15 protein-coding genes and 1 pseudogene are annotated in these 18,290 nt (G+C 26.3%); 8 read left to right on the top strand and 8 right to left on the bottom strand.

The genetic code is table 11. The features are described 5' to 3' along the window. Nucleotides 1–20: 20 nt before the first annotated feature. From serC to tpiA, 6 genes and pseudogenes are all read left to right on the top strand, one after another. Nucleotides 21–1,109 (top strand): 3-phosphoserine/phosphohydroxythreonine transaminase, encoded by a 1,089-nt coding sequence (serC, locus tag D9V68_RS01595; RefSeq protein ID WP_158357693.1) that lies wholly within the window; start codon nt 21–23, stop codon nt 1,107–1,109. A gap of 63 nt (nt 1,110–1,172) precedes the next feature. Further along, nucleotides 1,173–2,459, top strand: a complete 1,287-nt coding sequence (gene aroA, locus D9V68_RS01590) for a 3-phosphoshikimate 1-carboxyvinyltransferase (protein WP_158357691.1) — start codon at nt 1,173–1,175, stop codon at nt 2,457–2,459. Nucleotides 2,460–2,506: 47 nt separating this feature from the next. Continuing rightward, nucleotides 2,507–3,162: pseudogene (cmk, locus tag D9V68_RS01580) on the top strand ((d)CMP kinase). 125 nt (nt 3,163–3,287) lie between these two features. Beyond that, nucleotides 3,288–4,961 (top strand): 30S ribosomal protein S1, encoded by a 1,674-nt coding sequence (gene rpsA / locus D9V68_RS01575; protein ID WP_158357685.1) that lies wholly within the window; start codon nt 3,288–3,290, stop codon nt 4,959–4,961. 75 nt (nt 4,962–5,036) lie between these two features. Next, nucleotides 5,037–5,339, top strand: a complete 303-nt coding sequence (gene ihfB, locus D9V68_RS01570) for an integration host factor subunit beta (protein WP_261979573.1) — start codon at nt 5,037–5,039, stop codon at nt 5,337–5,339. Between the two features lie 101 nt (nt 5,340–5,440). After that, nucleotides 5,441–6,211 carry a triose-phosphate isomerase gene (gene tpiA / locus D9V68_RS01565; RefSeq protein ID WP_158357681.1) on the top strand — a complete coding sequence of 257 codons (771 nt, stop codon included), beginning with the start codon at nt 5,441–5,443 and terminating at the stop codon, nt 6,209–6,211. 5 nt (nt 6,212–6,216) lie between these two features. On the opposite strand, the gene D9V68_RS01560 is transcribed toward tpiA, so the two are convergent. From D9V68_RS01560 to phrB, 7 genes are all read right to left on the bottom strand, one after another. Further along, on the bottom strand, nt 6,217–7,059 hold the full coding sequence (locus D9V68_RS01560; protein ID WP_158357679.1) for an MIP/aquaporin family protein: 843 nt from the start codon (nt 7,057–7,059) through the stop codon (nt 6,217–6,219). A gap of 53 nt (nt 7,060–7,112) precedes the next feature. Then, nucleotides 7,113–8,075, bottom strand: a complete 963-nt coding sequence (gene pfkA, locus D9V68_RS01555) for a 6-phosphofructokinase (RefSeq protein WP_158357677.1) — start codon at nt 8,073–8,075, stop codon at nt 7,113–7,115. 137 nt (nt 8,076–8,212) lie between these two features. After that, on the bottom strand, nt 8,213–8,908 hold the full coding sequence (gene gpmA, locus D9V68_RS01550; RefSeq protein ID WP_158357675.1) for a 2,3-diphosphoglycerate-dependent phosphoglycerate mutase: 696 nt from the start codon (nt 8,906–8,908) through the stop codon (nt 8,213–8,215). A 77-nt stretch (nt 8,909–8,985) separates the two neighbouring features. Further along, nucleotides 8,986–10,194, bottom strand: a complete 1,209-nt coding sequence (gene sucB / locus D9V68_RS01545) for a dihydrolipoyllysine-residue succinyltransferase (protein ID WP_158357673.1) — start codon at nt 10,192–10,194, stop codon at nt 8,986–8,988. 17 nt (nt 10,195–10,211) lie between these two features. After that, a complete protein-coding gene (locus D9V68_RS01540; protein WP_158357671.1) occupies nt 10,212–12,938 on the bottom strand; it encodes a 2-oxoglutarate dehydrogenase E1 component in 2,727 nt (908 codons plus the stop codon). A 64-nt stretch (nt 12,939–13,002) separates the two neighbouring features. Beyond that, on the bottom strand, nt 13,003–13,749 hold the full coding sequence (locus D9V68_RS01535) for a Nif3-like dinuclear metal center hexameric protein (protein WP_158357669.1): 747 nt from the start codon (nt 13,747–13,749) through the stop codon (nt 13,003–13,005). Between the two features lie 7 nt (nt 13,750–13,756). Next, nucleotides 13,757–15,196, bottom strand: coding sequence for a deoxyribodipyrimidine photo-lyase (phrB, locus tag D9V68_RS01530; RefSeq protein ID WP_158357667.1), 1,440 nt, complete (start codon nt 15,194–15,196; stop codon nt 13,757–13,759). Nucleotides 15,197–15,601: 405 nt separating this feature from the next. Between phrB and fldA the strand changes: the two genes are divergently transcribed. Further along, nucleotides 15,602–16,117: a flavodoxin FldA gene (fldA, locus tag D9V68_RS01525; protein WP_158357666.1), complete on the top strand. Its 516-nt coding sequence runs from the start codon at nt 15,602–15,604 to the stop codon at nt 16,115–16,117. Nucleotides 16,118–16,250: 133 nt separating this feature from the next. Beyond that, nucleotides 16,251–17,039 (top strand): NADPH-dependent 7-cyano-7-deazaguanine reductase QueF, encoded by a 789-nt coding sequence (queF, locus tag D9V68_RS01520; protein WP_158357664.1) that lies wholly within the window; start codon nt 16,251–16,253, stop codon nt 17,037–17,039. Between the two features lie 186 nt (nt 17,040–17,225). Here queF and gap read toward each other — a convergent pair whose 3' ends face one another. Then, entirely contained in the window at nt 17,226–18,230 is a 1,005-nt protein-coding gene (gap, locus tag D9V68_RS01515) for a type I glyceraldehyde-3-phosphate dehydrogenase (RefSeq protein WP_158358260.1), read from the bottom strand. Between the last annotated feature and the right edge of the window lie 60 nt (nt 18,231–18,290).

The raw sequence follows: 18,290 nt of genomic DNA, 5'->3' as shown, positions 1-18,290 counted from the left end.
ACGATAATTGGTGAGAAACAATGAACGTAGTTTACAATTTTAGTGCTGGTCCAGCTATGATTCCAAAAGATGTTCTTCAACAAGCAAAAAAAGAACTAAAAAATTGGAATCAATCAGGTTCGTCTATTATGGAAATTAGTCATCGTAGTGATGAGTTTATTCAAGTTGCTTTAGAAGCAGAAAAAGACTTGAGAGATTTATTAATGATTCCAGATTCCTTTACAGTATTATTTTGTCAAGGTGGTGCTAGAGGACAATTTTCTGCTGTTCCTATGAATTTATTAGGTAATGATTCAAAAATCCCAGACTATATAAATAGTGGATATTGGTCAAATTGCGCATTAATAGAAGCTAAAAAATATTGCAGGCCTAAGTCTATATTTATTACAAAAATGATAAATGAGAAAATATCTCTTTTACCTATTGAAGAATGGAATATTAATAAAAATTCAGCATATATTCATTATTGCCCCAATGAAACAATAGAAGGACTATCTATCTATCAAGAACCTGTTTTCGATAACAAAATAGTTATTGGAGATTTTTCATCTTTTATTTTGTCTCGTTCAATTAATATTGAAAATTATGATCTAATTTATGCGGGTGCTCAAAAGAATATTGGTCCAGCAGGTATAACAATAATTATTATTCGAAAAACATTAATAGAATATTATTCTAAAATATCCCCTTCTATTTTAGATTATAAAAAAATATCAGAACATAATTCTATGTTTAATACACCCCCTACATTTGCTTGGTATTTATCAGGATTAGTTTTTAAATGGTTAAAAAAGCAAGGTGGTTTAAAAAAAATTGAAATATTGAATCAAGAAAAATCAGATTTATTGTATAAAAAAATTGATAATAGTGATTTTTATATCAACAGAATAGACAAGAAAAATAGATCACAGATGAATGTTGTATTTCATTTAATTGAGCCTAAATTAAATAATATTTTTTTACAAGAAGCTTTTGAATTAGGTTTGACTTCTTTAAGAGGACATAGTCTAGTAGGTGGTATGCGTGCCTCTATTTATAACGCCATGCCATTAGAAGGAATAAAATCTTTAGTAAAATTTATGTCATATTTTGAAAATAGATACGGATAAATTACCTCTAATTTATTTTCTAAATACTATTTCAACTTTAATTAGATAGAGTGTATATTTATTATGCAAGATTCTTTTAATTTAAAACCGATATCTTATGTTAATGGAACTGTTTATTTACCTGGTTCAAAAAGCATTTCAAATCGAATTTTATTAATTTCTGCAATGGCAAAAGGAACAACATTTTTAAGTAATTTATTAGATAGTCATGATACTCAACATATGTTAAATGCTTTAAAAAAATTAGGAATTAATTATTCTTTATCAAATGATAAAACAAAATGTTATGTTGAAGGTATAGGTCAATCTTTTCATTTGTCTAAAACTGTTTCATTATTTTTAGGCAATGCAGGTACTGCTATGAGACCTCTTCTTGCTGCTTTATCTTTACATAAAAATAATATTATATTAAGTGGAAATGAGAGAATGCATGAAAGACCTATTGAAGATCTCGTTGATGCATTAAAGCAAGGAGGTGCAGTTATAGAATATGAAAAAAATAAAGGATATCCGCCGATACGTACCAGAGGTGGTTTTGTTGGTGGTTCTATTATATTAAATGGTAATATTTCTAGTCAATTTTTAACATCATTATTAATTAGTTCTCCACTTGCTTTAAAAGATACAACTATTTTTATAAAAGGAAATTTAGTTTCTAAACCGTATGTTGATATTACATTAAAGTTAATGCAATCTTTTGGAATAAAAATTAAACATAATTCTTATGAAATTTTCTATATAAAGGGTCAACAACAGTATAAAACTCCCGGGGAATATATAATTGAAGGAGATGCTTCATCAGCTTCTTATTTTTTAGCGGCTGCTGCTATCAAAGGTGGTTCAATTAAAGTTATTGGTGTTGGTAAAAAGAGTATTCAAGGTGATATACAATTTGCAAATGTATTAGAAAAAATGGGAGCAATAATTAGTTGGGGAGATCATTCTATAACTTGTACTCGTAATCAATTAAATGCAATAGATTTAGATATGAATCATATTCCTGATACGGCAATGACAATTGCAATTGTAGCTCTTTTTTCAAAAGGAACCACCATTATTAGAAATATATATAATTGGAGAGTGAAAGAAACTGATCGTCTAACAGCAATGGCTATAGAATTAAGAAAAATTGGTGCTATAGTTGAAGAGGGAAAAGATTTTTTATCTATTACTCCCCCTACTATTTTTAAACATTCTAGTATTGAAACGTATGATGATCATCGTATAGCTATGTGTTTTTCACTGGTGTCTTTATCTGGAACTGGTATAAATATACTCAATCCAGATTGTACTTCAAAAACTTTTCCGTCTTATTTTAAAGTTTTTTCGTCTATTAGTCAATCTGATTGATTGGCATAATTTTTTAATAAAGTATTCTTAAATATCAAAGATAAAATATGATAAATAAACCTCCTGTTATTACTATTGATGGTCCTAGTGGTGTTGGAAAAAGTACTCTATCTAAAATAATAGCAAATAAATTACATTGGTCTATATTAGAATCAGGAAAAATTTATCGATTAGTGGCTTTTTTAGCATTATATAATAATATTCCTATTTTTGAAAAAAACATAACTTGTTTTATAGAAAATTTAAATTTTTCATTAATAAAAAAAAAAGTATCGACTATCTTCATCAGTTAATAGATGTTGAAAAAATTAGTGAAGTTTCTTCTCAGTTAGCTACTTATCCTAGCATTAGAAAAATTTTATTAAAAGAACAAAGATTACTAAGAAGTTGGCCTGGTTTAGTAGCAGAAGGACGTGATATGGGTACTGTAGTCTTTCCTAATGCTATACTTAAATTTTTTTTGAATGCTTCTTTAGAAATACGTACAAAAAGAAGAATGTCACAATTACATAAGTATAATTATCATGTTAGTTTTGAAAAATTGTTAATAAAAATGAAGAATCGTGATGAACGTGATCAAAATCGTTTAATTTCTCCTTTATGCGTACCAAAAAATGCTATAATATTAGATTCTACTCATATGAGTATATCAGAAATTACTAAAACTGTGATGGAATATATTATTGAAAAAATTAAAATATGATTGAAATTAATTTAACTTTTTAAAATTATACTCTTTAATAAGGATTATTATAAGACATATAAAACAAGATCATTTTAACATGAAGTAAAAATGAACACTAAATAAATATTTCTAATATTATTAATATGAATGAATCTTTCGCTCAATTATTTGAAGAATCACTAAAAGAAATTAAAACTCGTCCAGGCTCAATTATTCGCGGTACAATTGTTTCTATAGAAAAAGATATAGTTTTAGTTGATGCAGGTCTCAAATCTGAATCTTCAATTCCTGCTGAACAATTTAAAAATTCTCAAGGATTTTTAGATGTTAATGTAGGAGATCAAATTGATGTTGCTTTAGATGCTATTGAAGATGGATTTGGTGAAACACTGTTATCTCGTGAAAAAGCAAAACGTCATGAAGCATGGTTGATATTAGAACAAGCTCATGAAAAATCAGAAACAGTTATTGGTGTGATTAACGGTAAAGTAAAAGGAGGTTTTACTGTTGAACTAAATGATATACGTGCATTTTTACCAGGTTCTTTAGTAGATATTCGCCCAGTTCGAGAAACAATTCATCTTGAAGGAAAAGAACTAGAATTTAAAGTAATAAAATTAGATCAAAAACGAAATAATGTTGTTGTATCACGTCGAGCAGTTATTGAATCAGAAAATAGTGCCGAAAGAGATCAATTACTAGAAAATTTACAGGAAGGCATGCATGTTCAAGGGATTGTGAAAAATCTAACAGATTATGGAGCTTTTGTAGATTTAGGGGGTGTAGACGGTCTATTACACATTACAGATATGGCTTGGAAAAGAGTTAAACATCCAAGTGAAATAGTAAATGTAGGCGATGAAATTAATATTAAAATTTTAAAATTTGATAGAGAACGAACACGTGTATCATTAGGATTGAAACAATTAGGAGAAGATCCATGGATAGCTATTTCTAAACGTTATCCAGAAGGAACTAAATTAAACGGACGTGTAACTAATTTAACAGATTATGGTTGTTTTGTAGAAATAGAAGAAGGAGTGGAAGGTCTTGTACATGTATCGGAAATGGATTGGACTAATAAAAATATTCACCCATCTAAAGTAGTAGTTGTTAATGACAAAGTTGAGGTGATGGTTTTAGATATTGATGAAGAACGTCGTCGAATTTCTCTTGGTCTTAAACAATGTAAAACTAATCCATGGAAAGAGTTTTCTGAAACTCACAAAAAAGGAATTCATGTTGCTGGAAAAATAAAATCTATTACAGATTTTGGTATTTTTATTGGTTTACATGGAGGCATTGACGGATTGGTTCATCTGTCCGATATTTCTTGGAAAATACCTGGAGAAGAAGCTGTTAAGCAATATAAAAAAGGTGATGAGATTTCCGCTGTAGTTCTTCAAGTAGATGCAGAAAGAGAACGCATATCTTTAGGAATAAAACAACTAGAAGATGATCCTTTTATGATATATATTACAAATCATAAAAAAGGTACAATTATTACTGGAAAAATTAAATCTTTTGATAAAAAACAAGCAGTAATAAAATTACAAGAAGATATAGAAGGTATTGTAAAATTATCTGATATTTCACGTTTAGACTATGAAGAAACAATTAAAAAATTAAAAATCGAAGAAGAAATTTTAGTTAAGTTATCTAGTTTTGATCGTAAAAATAGAACAATTTATCTTATTATTCATATTCCAGATGAAAAAGAAAAAAAAGATACAGTAATTTTATCTAATAAAACAAATGATGATACGTTCTCTAACGTCATGGCAGAAGCTTTTAAAGCCGCTCAAAATACTGAATAATTATTTTATAAAATAAATATGTTTTACTTATAAAATTAATTCTTTATGATATGAATTAATAAACTTTTAAGATCTGTGGATTATAGAGGATTTATGACTAAATCAGAACTATTCGAAAGAATTGCTGAAAAGAGTATTCATACTTCAAATAAAACAATAGAACTTGCTATAAAAGAAATGTTAGAACATATGACAATGTCATTAGCTAAAGGACAAAGAATCGAAATTCGAGGATTTGGTAGTTTTTCTTTACATTATCGTTCTTCTCGTATTGGTCGCAATCCAAAAACTGGAAGAACATTAAAATTAAATGAGAAATATATACCTTATTTTAAACCAGGAAAACAATTACGTAATCGAACAAATATATACAAATAGTATATTTTAATGTTCTTTTTATCATGTAGAAACTAAGTGTCTATATAATTTTTTATAAAAAAGCTTAGTTTCTATAATTTTAACAAAATTGAGGTAAAATAATGAAAAATTTTTTAATTGTTGCTAATTGGAAATTAAATGGAAATATCAAGATGATTTCTAGTTTTTTTGAAACGTTAAAATTAAATTTATCTGCTTATGCAAACAAAAGTACGATTGTTTTTGCTCCATCTGATGTGTATTTAGAAAGAGTATATCAATGTATTAATGATATGAATATTTTTCTTGCTGCACAAAATGTAGATATTAATCTTAAAGGAGCATTTACTGGAGAAAGTTCTATTTTGATGCTAAAAGATATTGGTGTAAAATATATTATTATTGGACATTCTGAAAGACGTTTATTTCACCAGGAAACTAATGATTTTATTGCAAAAAAATTTCTTTTAGTTAAAAAATTAAAATTAATACCTATTTTATGTGTAGGAGAAACAGAAAAGGAAAAGCAAAATGGTCAAACAAAACAAGTTATTAAAGAACAACTCAGTTGTATTTTTCAAAAGTTAGGAAATTCAGCATTTAGAAATACAGTAATTGCTTACGAACCTATTTGGGCTATCGGAACAGGTTTTTCAGCTCATCCTAAAGATGTGCAATTAATACATGAATTCATAAAAAATTACATAAGAAAACATGATCCTAGTAGTATAAACGAAACAATAGTTCAATATGGAGGTTCGGTTAATCATTCTAATGCAAAAGAATTTCTTAAACAGTCAGATATAAACGGTTTATTAATCGGTAGTGCATCTTTAAATCCTCAAGAATTTCTTAAAATCATAAGAATAGCTTGTCACATTACTGGAGAATAAAAATATTATTTATTTTTATCAAAAAAATTCTTAACAAGAATCTTTTTGTGTATCCAACCTCCTAAATTAGCACCTAAAATAGGACCTATTAAAGGAATTAAGCAATATAAAAAGTTTTTATTTCCTCCAGTAAAAGAAAAAAACCCCCATCCAGTTATACTTAAAAATATTTTAGGACCCAAATCACGAGCTGGATTTAAACTTATATTATTTAAAGGAGTAATAACTAAATTGATCATACAAACTAATGCTCCTATTAAAATAGGTACTATAGAACTATGATATAAAAAAAAATTATTTTTCTTATTATTAAATTCTAAAAGAATGATCATAAATAAAGCAGTTGAAAATATTTCTATAATCAAATCATACACAAAGCTATTTTGATAGTTAGGATAAACACAAAATATAGAAGCTAAATTAAGACTTTCTTGTGTTCCTCTTATAATATTATGTTTTTTTTCAAACTCAATTAATACATCATAATAAAGAAAGTAAATTAGTATTGTAAAAAAAAAAGAACCAAAAATTTGAGATATGATATATGGTAAAACTTTACTTTTGTTAAAGTTAGAAGATAACCACAAGAAAATAGTAACGGCTGGATTTAAATGAGCTCCAGATATTGAAGAACTAAAATAAATTGATATAGATACTGCTAACCCCCAAATACAACTGGTTTCAAATGGATTAAAATTAATATTTGTTAGTTTTGAAGCAGCTAAACATCCTATACCAAAAAATATTATTAAACCTGTACCAAAAAACTCAAAAAAACATTGTTTTATGATATTTTTTTTTTTAAAGTTTTCATTTTTGCAAAACCTGTATGACTTTTTTTGAAAAATAAGATCAAGTTAAAAGCTTAGAGAGCGCCGGAAATACCGGCACTAATATTATATTAGTATAACTTTTTCGCAGTAATTAACCAATCTTTTTTAAAAGGACGTTTCATATTTTTTAATGCGTTTTTTATATCATTAAAAACCATTTTTTCATTTTGTACTCCGACACATTTACCTAAATAACCTTTTATTAACAACTCCACTGCATACGCACCAAGTCTTGAAGCTAATATACGATCGTATACTACAGGTGCTCCTCCTCTTTGAATATGTCCAAGAATAGTTGCTCGAGTTTCCCGGTTTGTTTTTTTTTCGATATATTGCGCTAATTTTTCTACATCACAAATGTATTCTGTGATTGCTACAATAGCATGTTTTTTGCCTTTAGCAATACCTGCTTGTATTTCAAGAACTAGTTCTTCTTTAGTATAATGAATCTCTGGTAATACAATGAATTCACATCCACCAGCAATAGCTGCAGCTAATGTTAAATCTCCACAATATCTTCCCATAACTTCTACTATAGAAATACGCTGATGAGAAGAGGAAGTGTCTCGTAATCGATCAATTGCTTCAACAACTGTTTGTAGAGCTGTAAAATAACCTATTGTATAATCAGTACCTGCTACATCATTGTCTATAGTACCAGGAATACTAATGCAAGGAATCCCCATTTCCGTTAATTTCTGTGCACCTATATAAGATCCATCACCTCCAATGACAACAAGAGCATTTATATTTCTCTTTCTTAAATTTTTAACTGCAATAGAACGTATTTTATCTTTATGAAAATCATAAAATCTAGCTGATCCTAAAAATGTCCCGCCTCTGTTGATCATATCAGATACACTGTATCTATCAAGCTGTACCATACGATTTTCGTATAAACCTAAAAATCCATCATAAATACCAAAAACTTCTAATTTTTCACTCAGCGCTGTTCTAACTACTCCTCTAATTGCCGCATTCATTCCTGGAGCATCTCCACCGCTGGTTAAAACTCCAATTTTTTTAATCACTAAAACCTCTTATTTTTTGACTTTGATTTATTTGCTATTAATTAATAATTTTTACAAATATAATTCTAGATTAACTATATAAATTTAGTATTGAAGTTTAGAGGATTGTAAAATGAGAAAAATAATTCTTAACAAAATTATTTTAAATAATACCATTTAACGGGATTGTTTTGTTCATCGAAATCTACAATAATAGGTGTTGCAGTTGGAATGTTGAGTTCTACAATTTTGTCATTTTCTATTTTATGTAAATATTGTATTAAAGCACGTAAGGAATTTCCATGTGCAACAATAAGTATTTTTTTGTTTTTCTTTAATTGTGGATAAATAATTTTATTCCAATAAGGTATTACTCTTATTGCAGTTGTTTCCAAGCTTTCTCCTAGAGGAATCTCATTAGTATTCAAATGAGAGTAGCGCATATCATATCCTGGAAAACGTTTATCTTTCATACTAATTTGAGGAGGAGTAATATTAAAACTTCTTCTCCACAGCATGACTTTTTCTTCTCCATATTTTTCTATTACTTCATTCTTATTTAATCCTTCTAATGCACCATAATGTCTTTCATTTAAACGCCAAGATTTTTTTATTGATAACCAGGACTGGTTTAATTCGTCTATAACATGTTGTAAGGTATGTATTGCTCTTTTTAATACAGACGTATAAGCATAGTCAAAAAAAAATTTTTCTTTTTTTAAAAGACGAGCAGCAGATTTTGCTTCATCTTTTCCCTTGTGAGATAATTCAGCATCATGCCATCCAGTAAATCTATTTAATTCATTCCACTCACTTTGACCGTGTCTGATTAAAACTACTTTATTAATTTTCATTTTTTCTCTTGTAATATATGTTTATAAAATTATTAATTTTTAATATTAATTATTTTTTAATAAAAAAATTTCTTTTTTTATATATCAATTAAAATACGAGTAAAATCTTCTAATATATTTTTGATGGTTATCAAAAAACTAACTGATTCTTTACCATCAATTAAGCGGTGATCATAAGATAATGCTAAATACATCATTGGAAGGATTTTAATTTTTCCTTGCACTACTATTGTACGTTCTTGTATAATATGCATACCTAATATAGCTGTTTGAGGGGGGTTGATAATAGGAGTAGACATTAAAGATCCAAAAACACCACCATTAGTAATCGTGAAATTACCACCTATTAATTCTTTCATATTAATTTTATTTTCAAATCCTTTAATAGAAAACTCTTTAATTTTTTTTTCTATTTCTGACATTGTCATATTATCGGCATTTCTTAATACTGGTGTTATTAATCCCCTCGGTGTTGAAATAGCAATGCTTATATCAAAATTTTTATAAAATACTATATCTGTTTCATCTATAGAAGCATTAATTTGTGGAAATATTTTTAAGGCTTGAACTACTGCTTTTACAAAAAAAGACATAAATCCGATTCGCACACCATATTTTTTTTCAAAATCTTCACCGTATTTTTTACGCAATAGTATTATTGGTTGCATATTTACTTCATTGAAAGTAGTTAGCATAGCTGTATTATTTTTACTATCTAGTAATCGTTCTGCAATTCTTTGTCTTAATCGAGTCATCTTGACTCTTTTTTCGAACTTGTTGTTGGTATGTACAGTATCATCACTTTTTAAATTTGTGTTTGATTCTTGTTTAATTGTTTGTGTAAAACTTTCACTATTTGTTTTATTTTGCATAATTATTTTTTTATTATAATTATTTTTGTGAGTTTTATTGATTTTAATTAATCGTCTTACAGATGGAGTTAAATATTTTATATGTTCTTGTAGAAAAATTTCTTCATTTTCTTTTGATAGATCTTTTTTTTGTTTTTCAATAAGATTTTCAGGCATATCATTATCAACAATCTCATTTTTATTTATTTGACCAAGTATTTGCTGAGATATAACTATATTACCTTCTTTTTCTATAATTAATTGTAAAATTCCGTCACAGGGAGATGTTACTTCTAACATTACTTTGTCTGTTTCAATATCAACTATATTATCATCAGAATAAACTATTTCTCCTATTTTTTTATGCCATTTTACAACTGTCGCATTACTAATAGATTCTGGCAAATCTGGAACAAGAATATTAATCGTTTTCATTCTTTATCCTGTGTTGTTTAATTAATATTTAACGCATTATGAATTATTTTTTCTTGTTGTTGTTTGTGGATAGAAATATGCCCGACTGCAGGTGAAGCTGAACACTTACGACCAATGTATTTTAATGAAATATTTCTTGGTAATATATTATTTAAATAATTCTTGATGTAAAGCCATGCTCCTTGATTGTAAGGTTCTTCTTGACACCAAATAAAATCTTTTATATAGGAATAATTCTGTAAAATTTTTTCTATTTCATGTTTAGGGAAAGGATATAATTGTTCAATCCGAATTAAAATAATATCATCGATATGATTTTTACGACGATTCTGTAATAAATCGTAATAAATTTTACCAGAACAAAAAATAAGACGTGTTGCTTTTTTTGTAAAATTATCTACTTCATCTATTATTTTTTCAAATTTACCATTCACTAAAACATTTAAAGAAGCACTGGCCATAGGATTTCTTAAAAGAGATTTTGGGGTAAAAACAATTAATGGTTTATAGATCTTATCAAAAACGTGTTGTCTTAAAATATGAAATATTTGCGCTGAATTAGTAGGTATACATATTTTCATATTTTCTTCTGCACACAGTTGAAGAAATCTTTCTATTCTAGAAGAAGAGTGTTCAGGTCCTTGTCCTTCATAACCATGAGGTAAAAATATAACTAAATTAGATTTTGTATTCCATTTTTGTTCACCAGAACTGATAAATTGATCAATAACTATTTGGGCACCATTGGCAAAATCTCCAAATTGAGCTTCCCAAATAGTCAGTGTATTAGATGGGAATAAAGAATATCCATATTCAAAAGCTAGCACTGCTTCTTCTGATAATACAGAATCCCATATTTGAAATGTTCCTTGGTGTTTGTTAATATTATTTAAAGGGGTATAAATAGAACCATCAATTTGATTATGAACGAAAGCATGACGATGAAAAAAAGTTCCCCTACTAACGTCTTCTCCAGAAATACGACAAGAAATTCCTTCTTTCATAATTGTAGCATAAGATAATGTTTCAGCTGCACCCCAATCAAATAATTTTAATCCCTGACCCATTTCCAATCTTTCTTGATAAATTTTTTTAACTCGATGATGTATTTTTATTGAATCAGGAATGGTATTGATTAATAAAGATAAATTTTTTAATGTAGAGATATTCATATTTTTTGTATGTTTTTGTTCTAAAATAATATTTTCATTTTCATATAAAAATTTTATTTTTTTATCCCTTGAAAAAATATGTTGACCTGTTTGTAATTTAGAAGAATATTTATTAATAATTTCTTCGTTGTGCTGAGGTGTAATTAATTTTTTAGATATTAATAAATCAGAATATATTTTTCTAATAGTCAGATGATTTTTTATCTTTTTATACATAACTGGTTGTGTAACTGATGGTTCATCTACTTCATTATGTCCATTACGTCTATAACAGACTAAATCTATAAAAACATCTTTTTTAAATTTTTTTCTAAAATGAAGGGCTAATTGCATAGCAAAAATAGATGATTCTACGTTGTCTGCATTAACATGAAAAATAGGTACTTGAATCATTTTTGCAATGTCGGTACAATACTTGCTAGAACGAAGATTTTGTGGATGTGAAGTAGTAAAACCAATTTGGTTATTAATGACAATATGAACAGTACCTCCTACTTTATAACCTGGTGTTTGAGACATGTTTAGTGTTTCTTGAACTACACCTTGACCAATTACAGAAGCATCCCCATGAATACTAATAGGTAAGATTTCACTATCAATTTTCTTCAGATTATCAAGAGAAGCTCTAGCCATTCCCAAGATAACAGGAGTAATTATTTCTAAATGAGATGGATTACATGCCATTTTTAGTTTTATTTTTTTTTTATCTTTAATTTCCGCAGTGCCTCCCATGTGATATTTGACATCACCGCTTGTTTTATGAGAAACATTGACGCCTAAAAATTCGTCAAATAAAATTTGAGGACTTTTATTTAAAACGTTAACAAGTACATTCAATCTTCCTCTATGAGCCATACCTAATATTATTTCTGATATGTTATTTTTTTTTGAAAATCTTATTGCTTCATGAAGTATTGGAATTAATATCTCGGCACCTTCTAAAGAAAAACGCTTAGCACCAGGAAATTTTTTTCCAAGATATTGTTCTAAAATTTCAGCAAAAGTAATTTCTTGTAAAAAAGTTATTTTTTCTTGTGTATTAAATAAATTATCTTCAAAAATAGATTCTATATAATTTGAAATCCATTCTTTTTCTGATATATTATCTATATACATATATTCAAAACCAATAAAACCACAATATTTTTTATATAATATATTGTATAAATCCATGATATTAGTCTTAAAATTACTACAATTTTTAAAACTAATTTCAATGTTTTCTTTTATTTCTTCTTCTGTAAAATCATAAGATGATAGTTGTAAATTCTGAATTTTCTCGTATTTTTCTATTTTCAAGGGATCAGTCAAAGACTGTTTATAACCTTCTGTACGAAATGCATTAATAATATAATTAATTTTGTTTATTATTGATCCGGTATTTTTTTTAATGCAGTTTGTTCCGTAAAAATTTTTTCTATCTTGAGATATTTCTAAAAATATTTCATGCCATGTATTATCAATAGATTGAGGATCTATTAAAAATTTTTTATATATATTTTCTATGTAGTTTTGATTGTTTCCAGATAGCCAAGAAGAATTTAACCAATGTTCTATTTTATTTTTTTTCATAATTTTCTTTTTTAAAAAATTGTTATATTAAATCTTCAAAAATAATATTTTGTGATCTCTAAAATTATGCGGGATTATAAATATCAATAAAATCAACATCTAAATTATATTTTTTACACAACCATTTACCTAAAGACTGAATACCATCTTTTTCAGTAGCATGATGTCCTAAAGAAAAAAAATGAATACCTAATTCTTTTGCAATATGAGTAGTTTCCTCTGAAATTTCACCTGTTAAAAAAGCATCTATTCCAAATTTATATGCTTGTTTAATAAAACTTTGGCCTCTACCGCTGCACCAAGCAATACGATTAATATACTCTGGAGTATTTTTAGATATATGTATAGGATATTTTTTAAATTTTTCTTCTATTTTTTTTGCAAATTCAATCCCTGTCATTTTGTTTTTTAAAATTCCCCAAAATACATAAGGTATTCCAATATTTCCCTTAATAAAAATATTTAATTTTTTAGCTATTTGTGCATTATTACCTAATTTCGGATGAATATCTAAGGGTAAATGCCAGCTATATAAGTTGATTTGATGAGAAAGTATAGTTTGTAATCGTTTTCTTTGCATATTATGTATATATTTTGATTCGTTATTCCAAAAATAACCATGATGAACTATTATAGCATCAGCATGATTTAGTAATGCTTGATCTAATAAATCTTGACAGGCAGTAACTCCTGTAATAATTTTTTTTACTATTGATATTCCTTCAATTTGCAAGCCATTAGGAACTATATCATTGTATTGATAAGATAATAGTTTTTTATTGATAACATCTTCTAAAAAAAAATTGTTCATAATTTTCTCAATTTATTTTTTTTGAATTTAGTCGTGCTTGATTAAAGATTAATAAAGATTTTTTTCTGCTATTATCATAATCTACAATGGGTTTAGGATAATCTAGTTTCAAATTTTTTTGTTTTGACCATTCATGCGGTTCATGAATATACTTATTTGGTATATTTTTTAATTCCGGAATAAATTTTTTTATAAAAGAACCTGTTTTATCAAATGTTTTTGATTGATGATATGGATTAAAAATTCTTATATAAGGAACTGGATCAGTTCCAATAGATGCTGACCATTGCCATCCTCCATTATTTAGAGCAAAGTCCCCATCAATCAAACGAGACATAAAATATTCTTCGCCTTGCCTCCAATTAATTAAGAGATTTTTTATTAAAAAATTCGCTGTAATCATTCTTAATCGATTATGCATCCATCCTAATTCATTTAATTGTCTCATACCGGCATCTATTATAGGAAATCCTGTATTTCCTTTTTTCCATGCATCAAAACACTTAGTGTTAGTACTCCAATTAATTTTTTTCTCCCATGTCAACAATGGATATCCTTTGCTAATATTTGGGAAACCAATTAGTAAATGATAATAAAATTCACGCCATAATATTTGATTAAACCAAGAAGAAGTAAAAAATACATTTTGTGGAATATTCTTTTTTATTTTTAAAAGAATCATCAGGCAATGGCGAGATGATATTATTCCTGAGGATAAATAAGGAGATAACATACTAGTATTATTTAAAAAAGGAAAATTTCTTTTAAAATGATAATCGTTAATTTTGTATTTACAAAAATCATTTAAACGATTTATAGCTTCTTTTTCTCCAATAGGAAAAATATTTTTATTAAAATTCAATGGTATCGTTTCTAAAGATGTATAGTTTAGAAAAAGATCTCTATCTGGTTTTCTTTTTAAAGGAATAGGAAAACATTGTGGTATATTACCATATAAATTGTTTATAATTTTTTTTTTAAAAAACGAAAAATTTTTATATGTTTCATTTTTTGTGTTTTTTATTTTTTCAGTAGTAACTAATAAATTATCATGAAATCCTTTGATAAAAAAACCTTTTTCAGATAATTTTTTTTTAGCCAAATGATCGCGATTACGTTCATTAATTTCATATTGATAATTATAAAATATATTATTTATTTCATGTTTTTGACAGAAATATATTAAATATTCTATAGAATTTAAAAAATTAGTAGATTCATGATAATATAAAATAATATTTAATTTAAATAGTTCTTCTTTCAAAAAAACAAGATGATGCTTAAAAAACGATATTTTTTTTTTAGATACGTGATGTTGACTCCATTGAATTGGAGTATCAATAAATAAACCTAGCACTTTATCTTGATTAGATCTACATGCTTGATGTAAAGCTGTATTATCATATATACGTAAATCATTACGAAACCAGATTAAATTTTTTTTCATAATTTTTATATTTTATATATTAATGTATAAAAAATTTTTACTAATATATTTTATGGTTTTAGTAAAAAATATTTTTAGAATTTATTTTTTATTAAGTATAGAGAACTTCTTTATTAACTACTAATCATAACATTTTAATAATTTAAAAAAATAATTATAAAAATTTAGAAAAATAAATATTGTATATTTATAAAACATACTTTTATATAGTATAGATAAAATAAAAAAATAGAGCAGCAATATTTTTTATTAAAAATGATTTTGTATTGTATACATGTACTAAATTTTTATTATTTTATTTAATATAATTTTTTATATATTATATACATCTTAATAAAATAATTAGAAATATACACAATCGTATATTATTTTTTTTAAAAATACACTTTATTGTAGGGAACTGCTATGAATAAGATAGGTATCTTCTTTGGAAGTGATACTGGAAACACAGAAAAGATAGCAAAATTAATTCAACAATATATAGGCAATGATATTTCTTTTTTATATGATATTAGCAATACTTCTAAACAAGATATTGAAAATTTTAATCATTTGATATTAGGAGTTCCTACCTGGTATTATGGTGAAGTGCAATGCGATTGGGATGATTTTCTACCAACTCTTAAGAAAATTAATTTTATGAATAAAAATGTAGCGTTGTTTGGATGTGGTGATCAAGAAGATTACAGTGAATATTTTTGTGATGCAGTAGGTATAATTTACAAAATTATCAAAAAAAATAAAGCTAATATCGTTGGCAGATGGTCTACAAAAGAATATTGTTTTGAACAATCTAAGGCTCTATTAAATAAAGATTATTTTGTTGGATTAATTTTAGACGAAGATCGACAGGCCGAAAAAACGGAAGAAAGAATCCAGCAATGGCTTAAAATAATTCTACCTTATTTTAACTGTAACTAAACATCACATTATTATAAAAAAATATTTTGTAAAATACATTTATGTATTTTAGAAAAAATAGAAAATATTATTACATGAATATGTATATATTTTTTTATATTTATAATAATAAAATAAAATAAAAAGAAAAAATATGAGTTTTAAAATAGATCATTTTAGTTTATTAAAAAGTATACCCCGTAAGAAAAATCGCAAAAAAATTAAAATAAATGATATAAATTTACCTTTTATCGGACAAGACATTTGGACATTATATGAGTTGTCTTGGTTAAACAAAAATGGATTACCACAAATAGCTGTTGCTAGAATAGCAATTAATATAACTAGTATAAATATTATCGAATCTAAAAGTTTTAAGATTTATATAAATAGTTTTAATAAAATAAAATTTAACAATGTTAAAGACTTTATTAAAATATTAAAATTTGATCTTAGTATGTGTGTTGATGGACAAGTATCTATAAATTTATTTGATTTAGATCAAATCAAAAATGAAAAAATAGCAAAATTTCAAGGGTTTTGTATAGATAATCAAAATATTAAAGTTACATGTTATGAATATAATCCACTATTGCTTGAAAATTATTTAAAAAAAGATGTAGTAGAAGAATCTTTATATAGTAATTTATTCAAATCTAATTGTCCTATTACACAACAACCTGATTGGGCATCAATACAAATAGTATATACTGGACAAGCCATCGATCATGTCGCACTGTTGAAGTATTTAATTTCGTTTCGTAATTATAATGAATTTCATGAAGAATGTATTGAAAGAATTTTTAATGATATTGAAACTATTTGCAAACCTAAAAAACTTAGTATATACGCTAGATATACACGTCGGGGTGGGATTGATATCAATCCCTGGAGAAGTAATGCTATTTATTTACCTTGCCTTATTCGAATGGCAAGACAATAAAAATTTTTTTATAATGTTCATTCTCAGTATAAATATTAAAAAATATTTTTTCAAAAATAATAGCAGTATTAGGTATAAACTTAATACTGCTATATACAAAAAAAATAAAATATATTATTATATATATGCAATATAAAACATTATTTTTTTAAAAAATATATTTTTAAAATTTCTATTCTTTTTTATTTATATCTGTTTTTTGGATACTAAAGATACTAAATCAAGAACCTTACTAGAATAACCTGTTTCATTATCATACCAAGAAATCAATTTTACAAAGTTTTTATTTAATGATAAACCTGCTTTAGCATCAAATATAGACGTTAACTCTTGACCATTAAAATCTGTGGAAACAACTTCATCCTCTGTATATCCCATGACTCCTTTCATTTCTTTTTGAGACGCTTCTTTAATAATTTGACATATTTCTTTATATGTAGCAGATTTTTTATAACGAACTGTTAAATCTACTACAGATACATTTGATATAGGTACTCGAAATGCAATTCCAGTTAGTTTACCATCTAATTTTGGTAACACTTTACCTACAGCAATAGCTGCTCCAGTAGATGATGGAATAATGTTTTGTAGTGCTCCTCTACCACCTCTCCAATCTTTATGAGATGCTCCATCGACAATTTTTTGAGTTGCTGTACTGGCATGAACAGTTGTCATTAAACCTTCAATAATACCAAAATTATCATCGATTATTTTAGATAAAGGAGCTAAACAATTAGTAGTACAAGATGCATTAGATACGATATTTTCTCCTTTGTATTTATCAAAATTAGCACCTCGTACAAACATAGGAATATTATCTTTTGAAGGACCTGTTATTACAACTTTTTTAGATCCCGCTAAAATATGTTTATAAGCTGTTTCTTTTGTTAAAAAAAGCCCTGTTGATTCAATTACTACATCAATAGATAAATCATTCCACATTAATTTTTCAGGATCTTTTATTGCAGTAATACGAATTTTTTTTCCATTAACAATAATATTTTCTTTATTAACTTCAATGTTGTTTTTAAACAATCCGTGCGTAGAATCATATTTTAGCATATAAGCTATATATTCAGGACTTAATAAGTCATTGATAGCTATGATTTCAATATCAGTACGTTTTTGAGCTAGTCGGAATAATACGCGCCCAATGCGACCAAATCCATTAATGCCTACTTTAATCGTCATATTTCCACCGTTTAAAAAATATTTTAATAAGACATTTATCTTATTTTTCATATATTATGT

It is taken from the genome of Buchnera aphidicola (Hyperomyzus lactucae) (genome assembly GCF_005081705.1).
GTDB lineage: Bacteria > Pseudomonadota > Gammaproteobacteria > Enterobacterales > Enterobacteriaceae > Buchnera > Buchnera aphidicola_Y.
The sequence above is the reverse complement of the archived record's forward strand: the minus strand, read 5'-3'. Positions and strand labels throughout refer to the sequence as shown.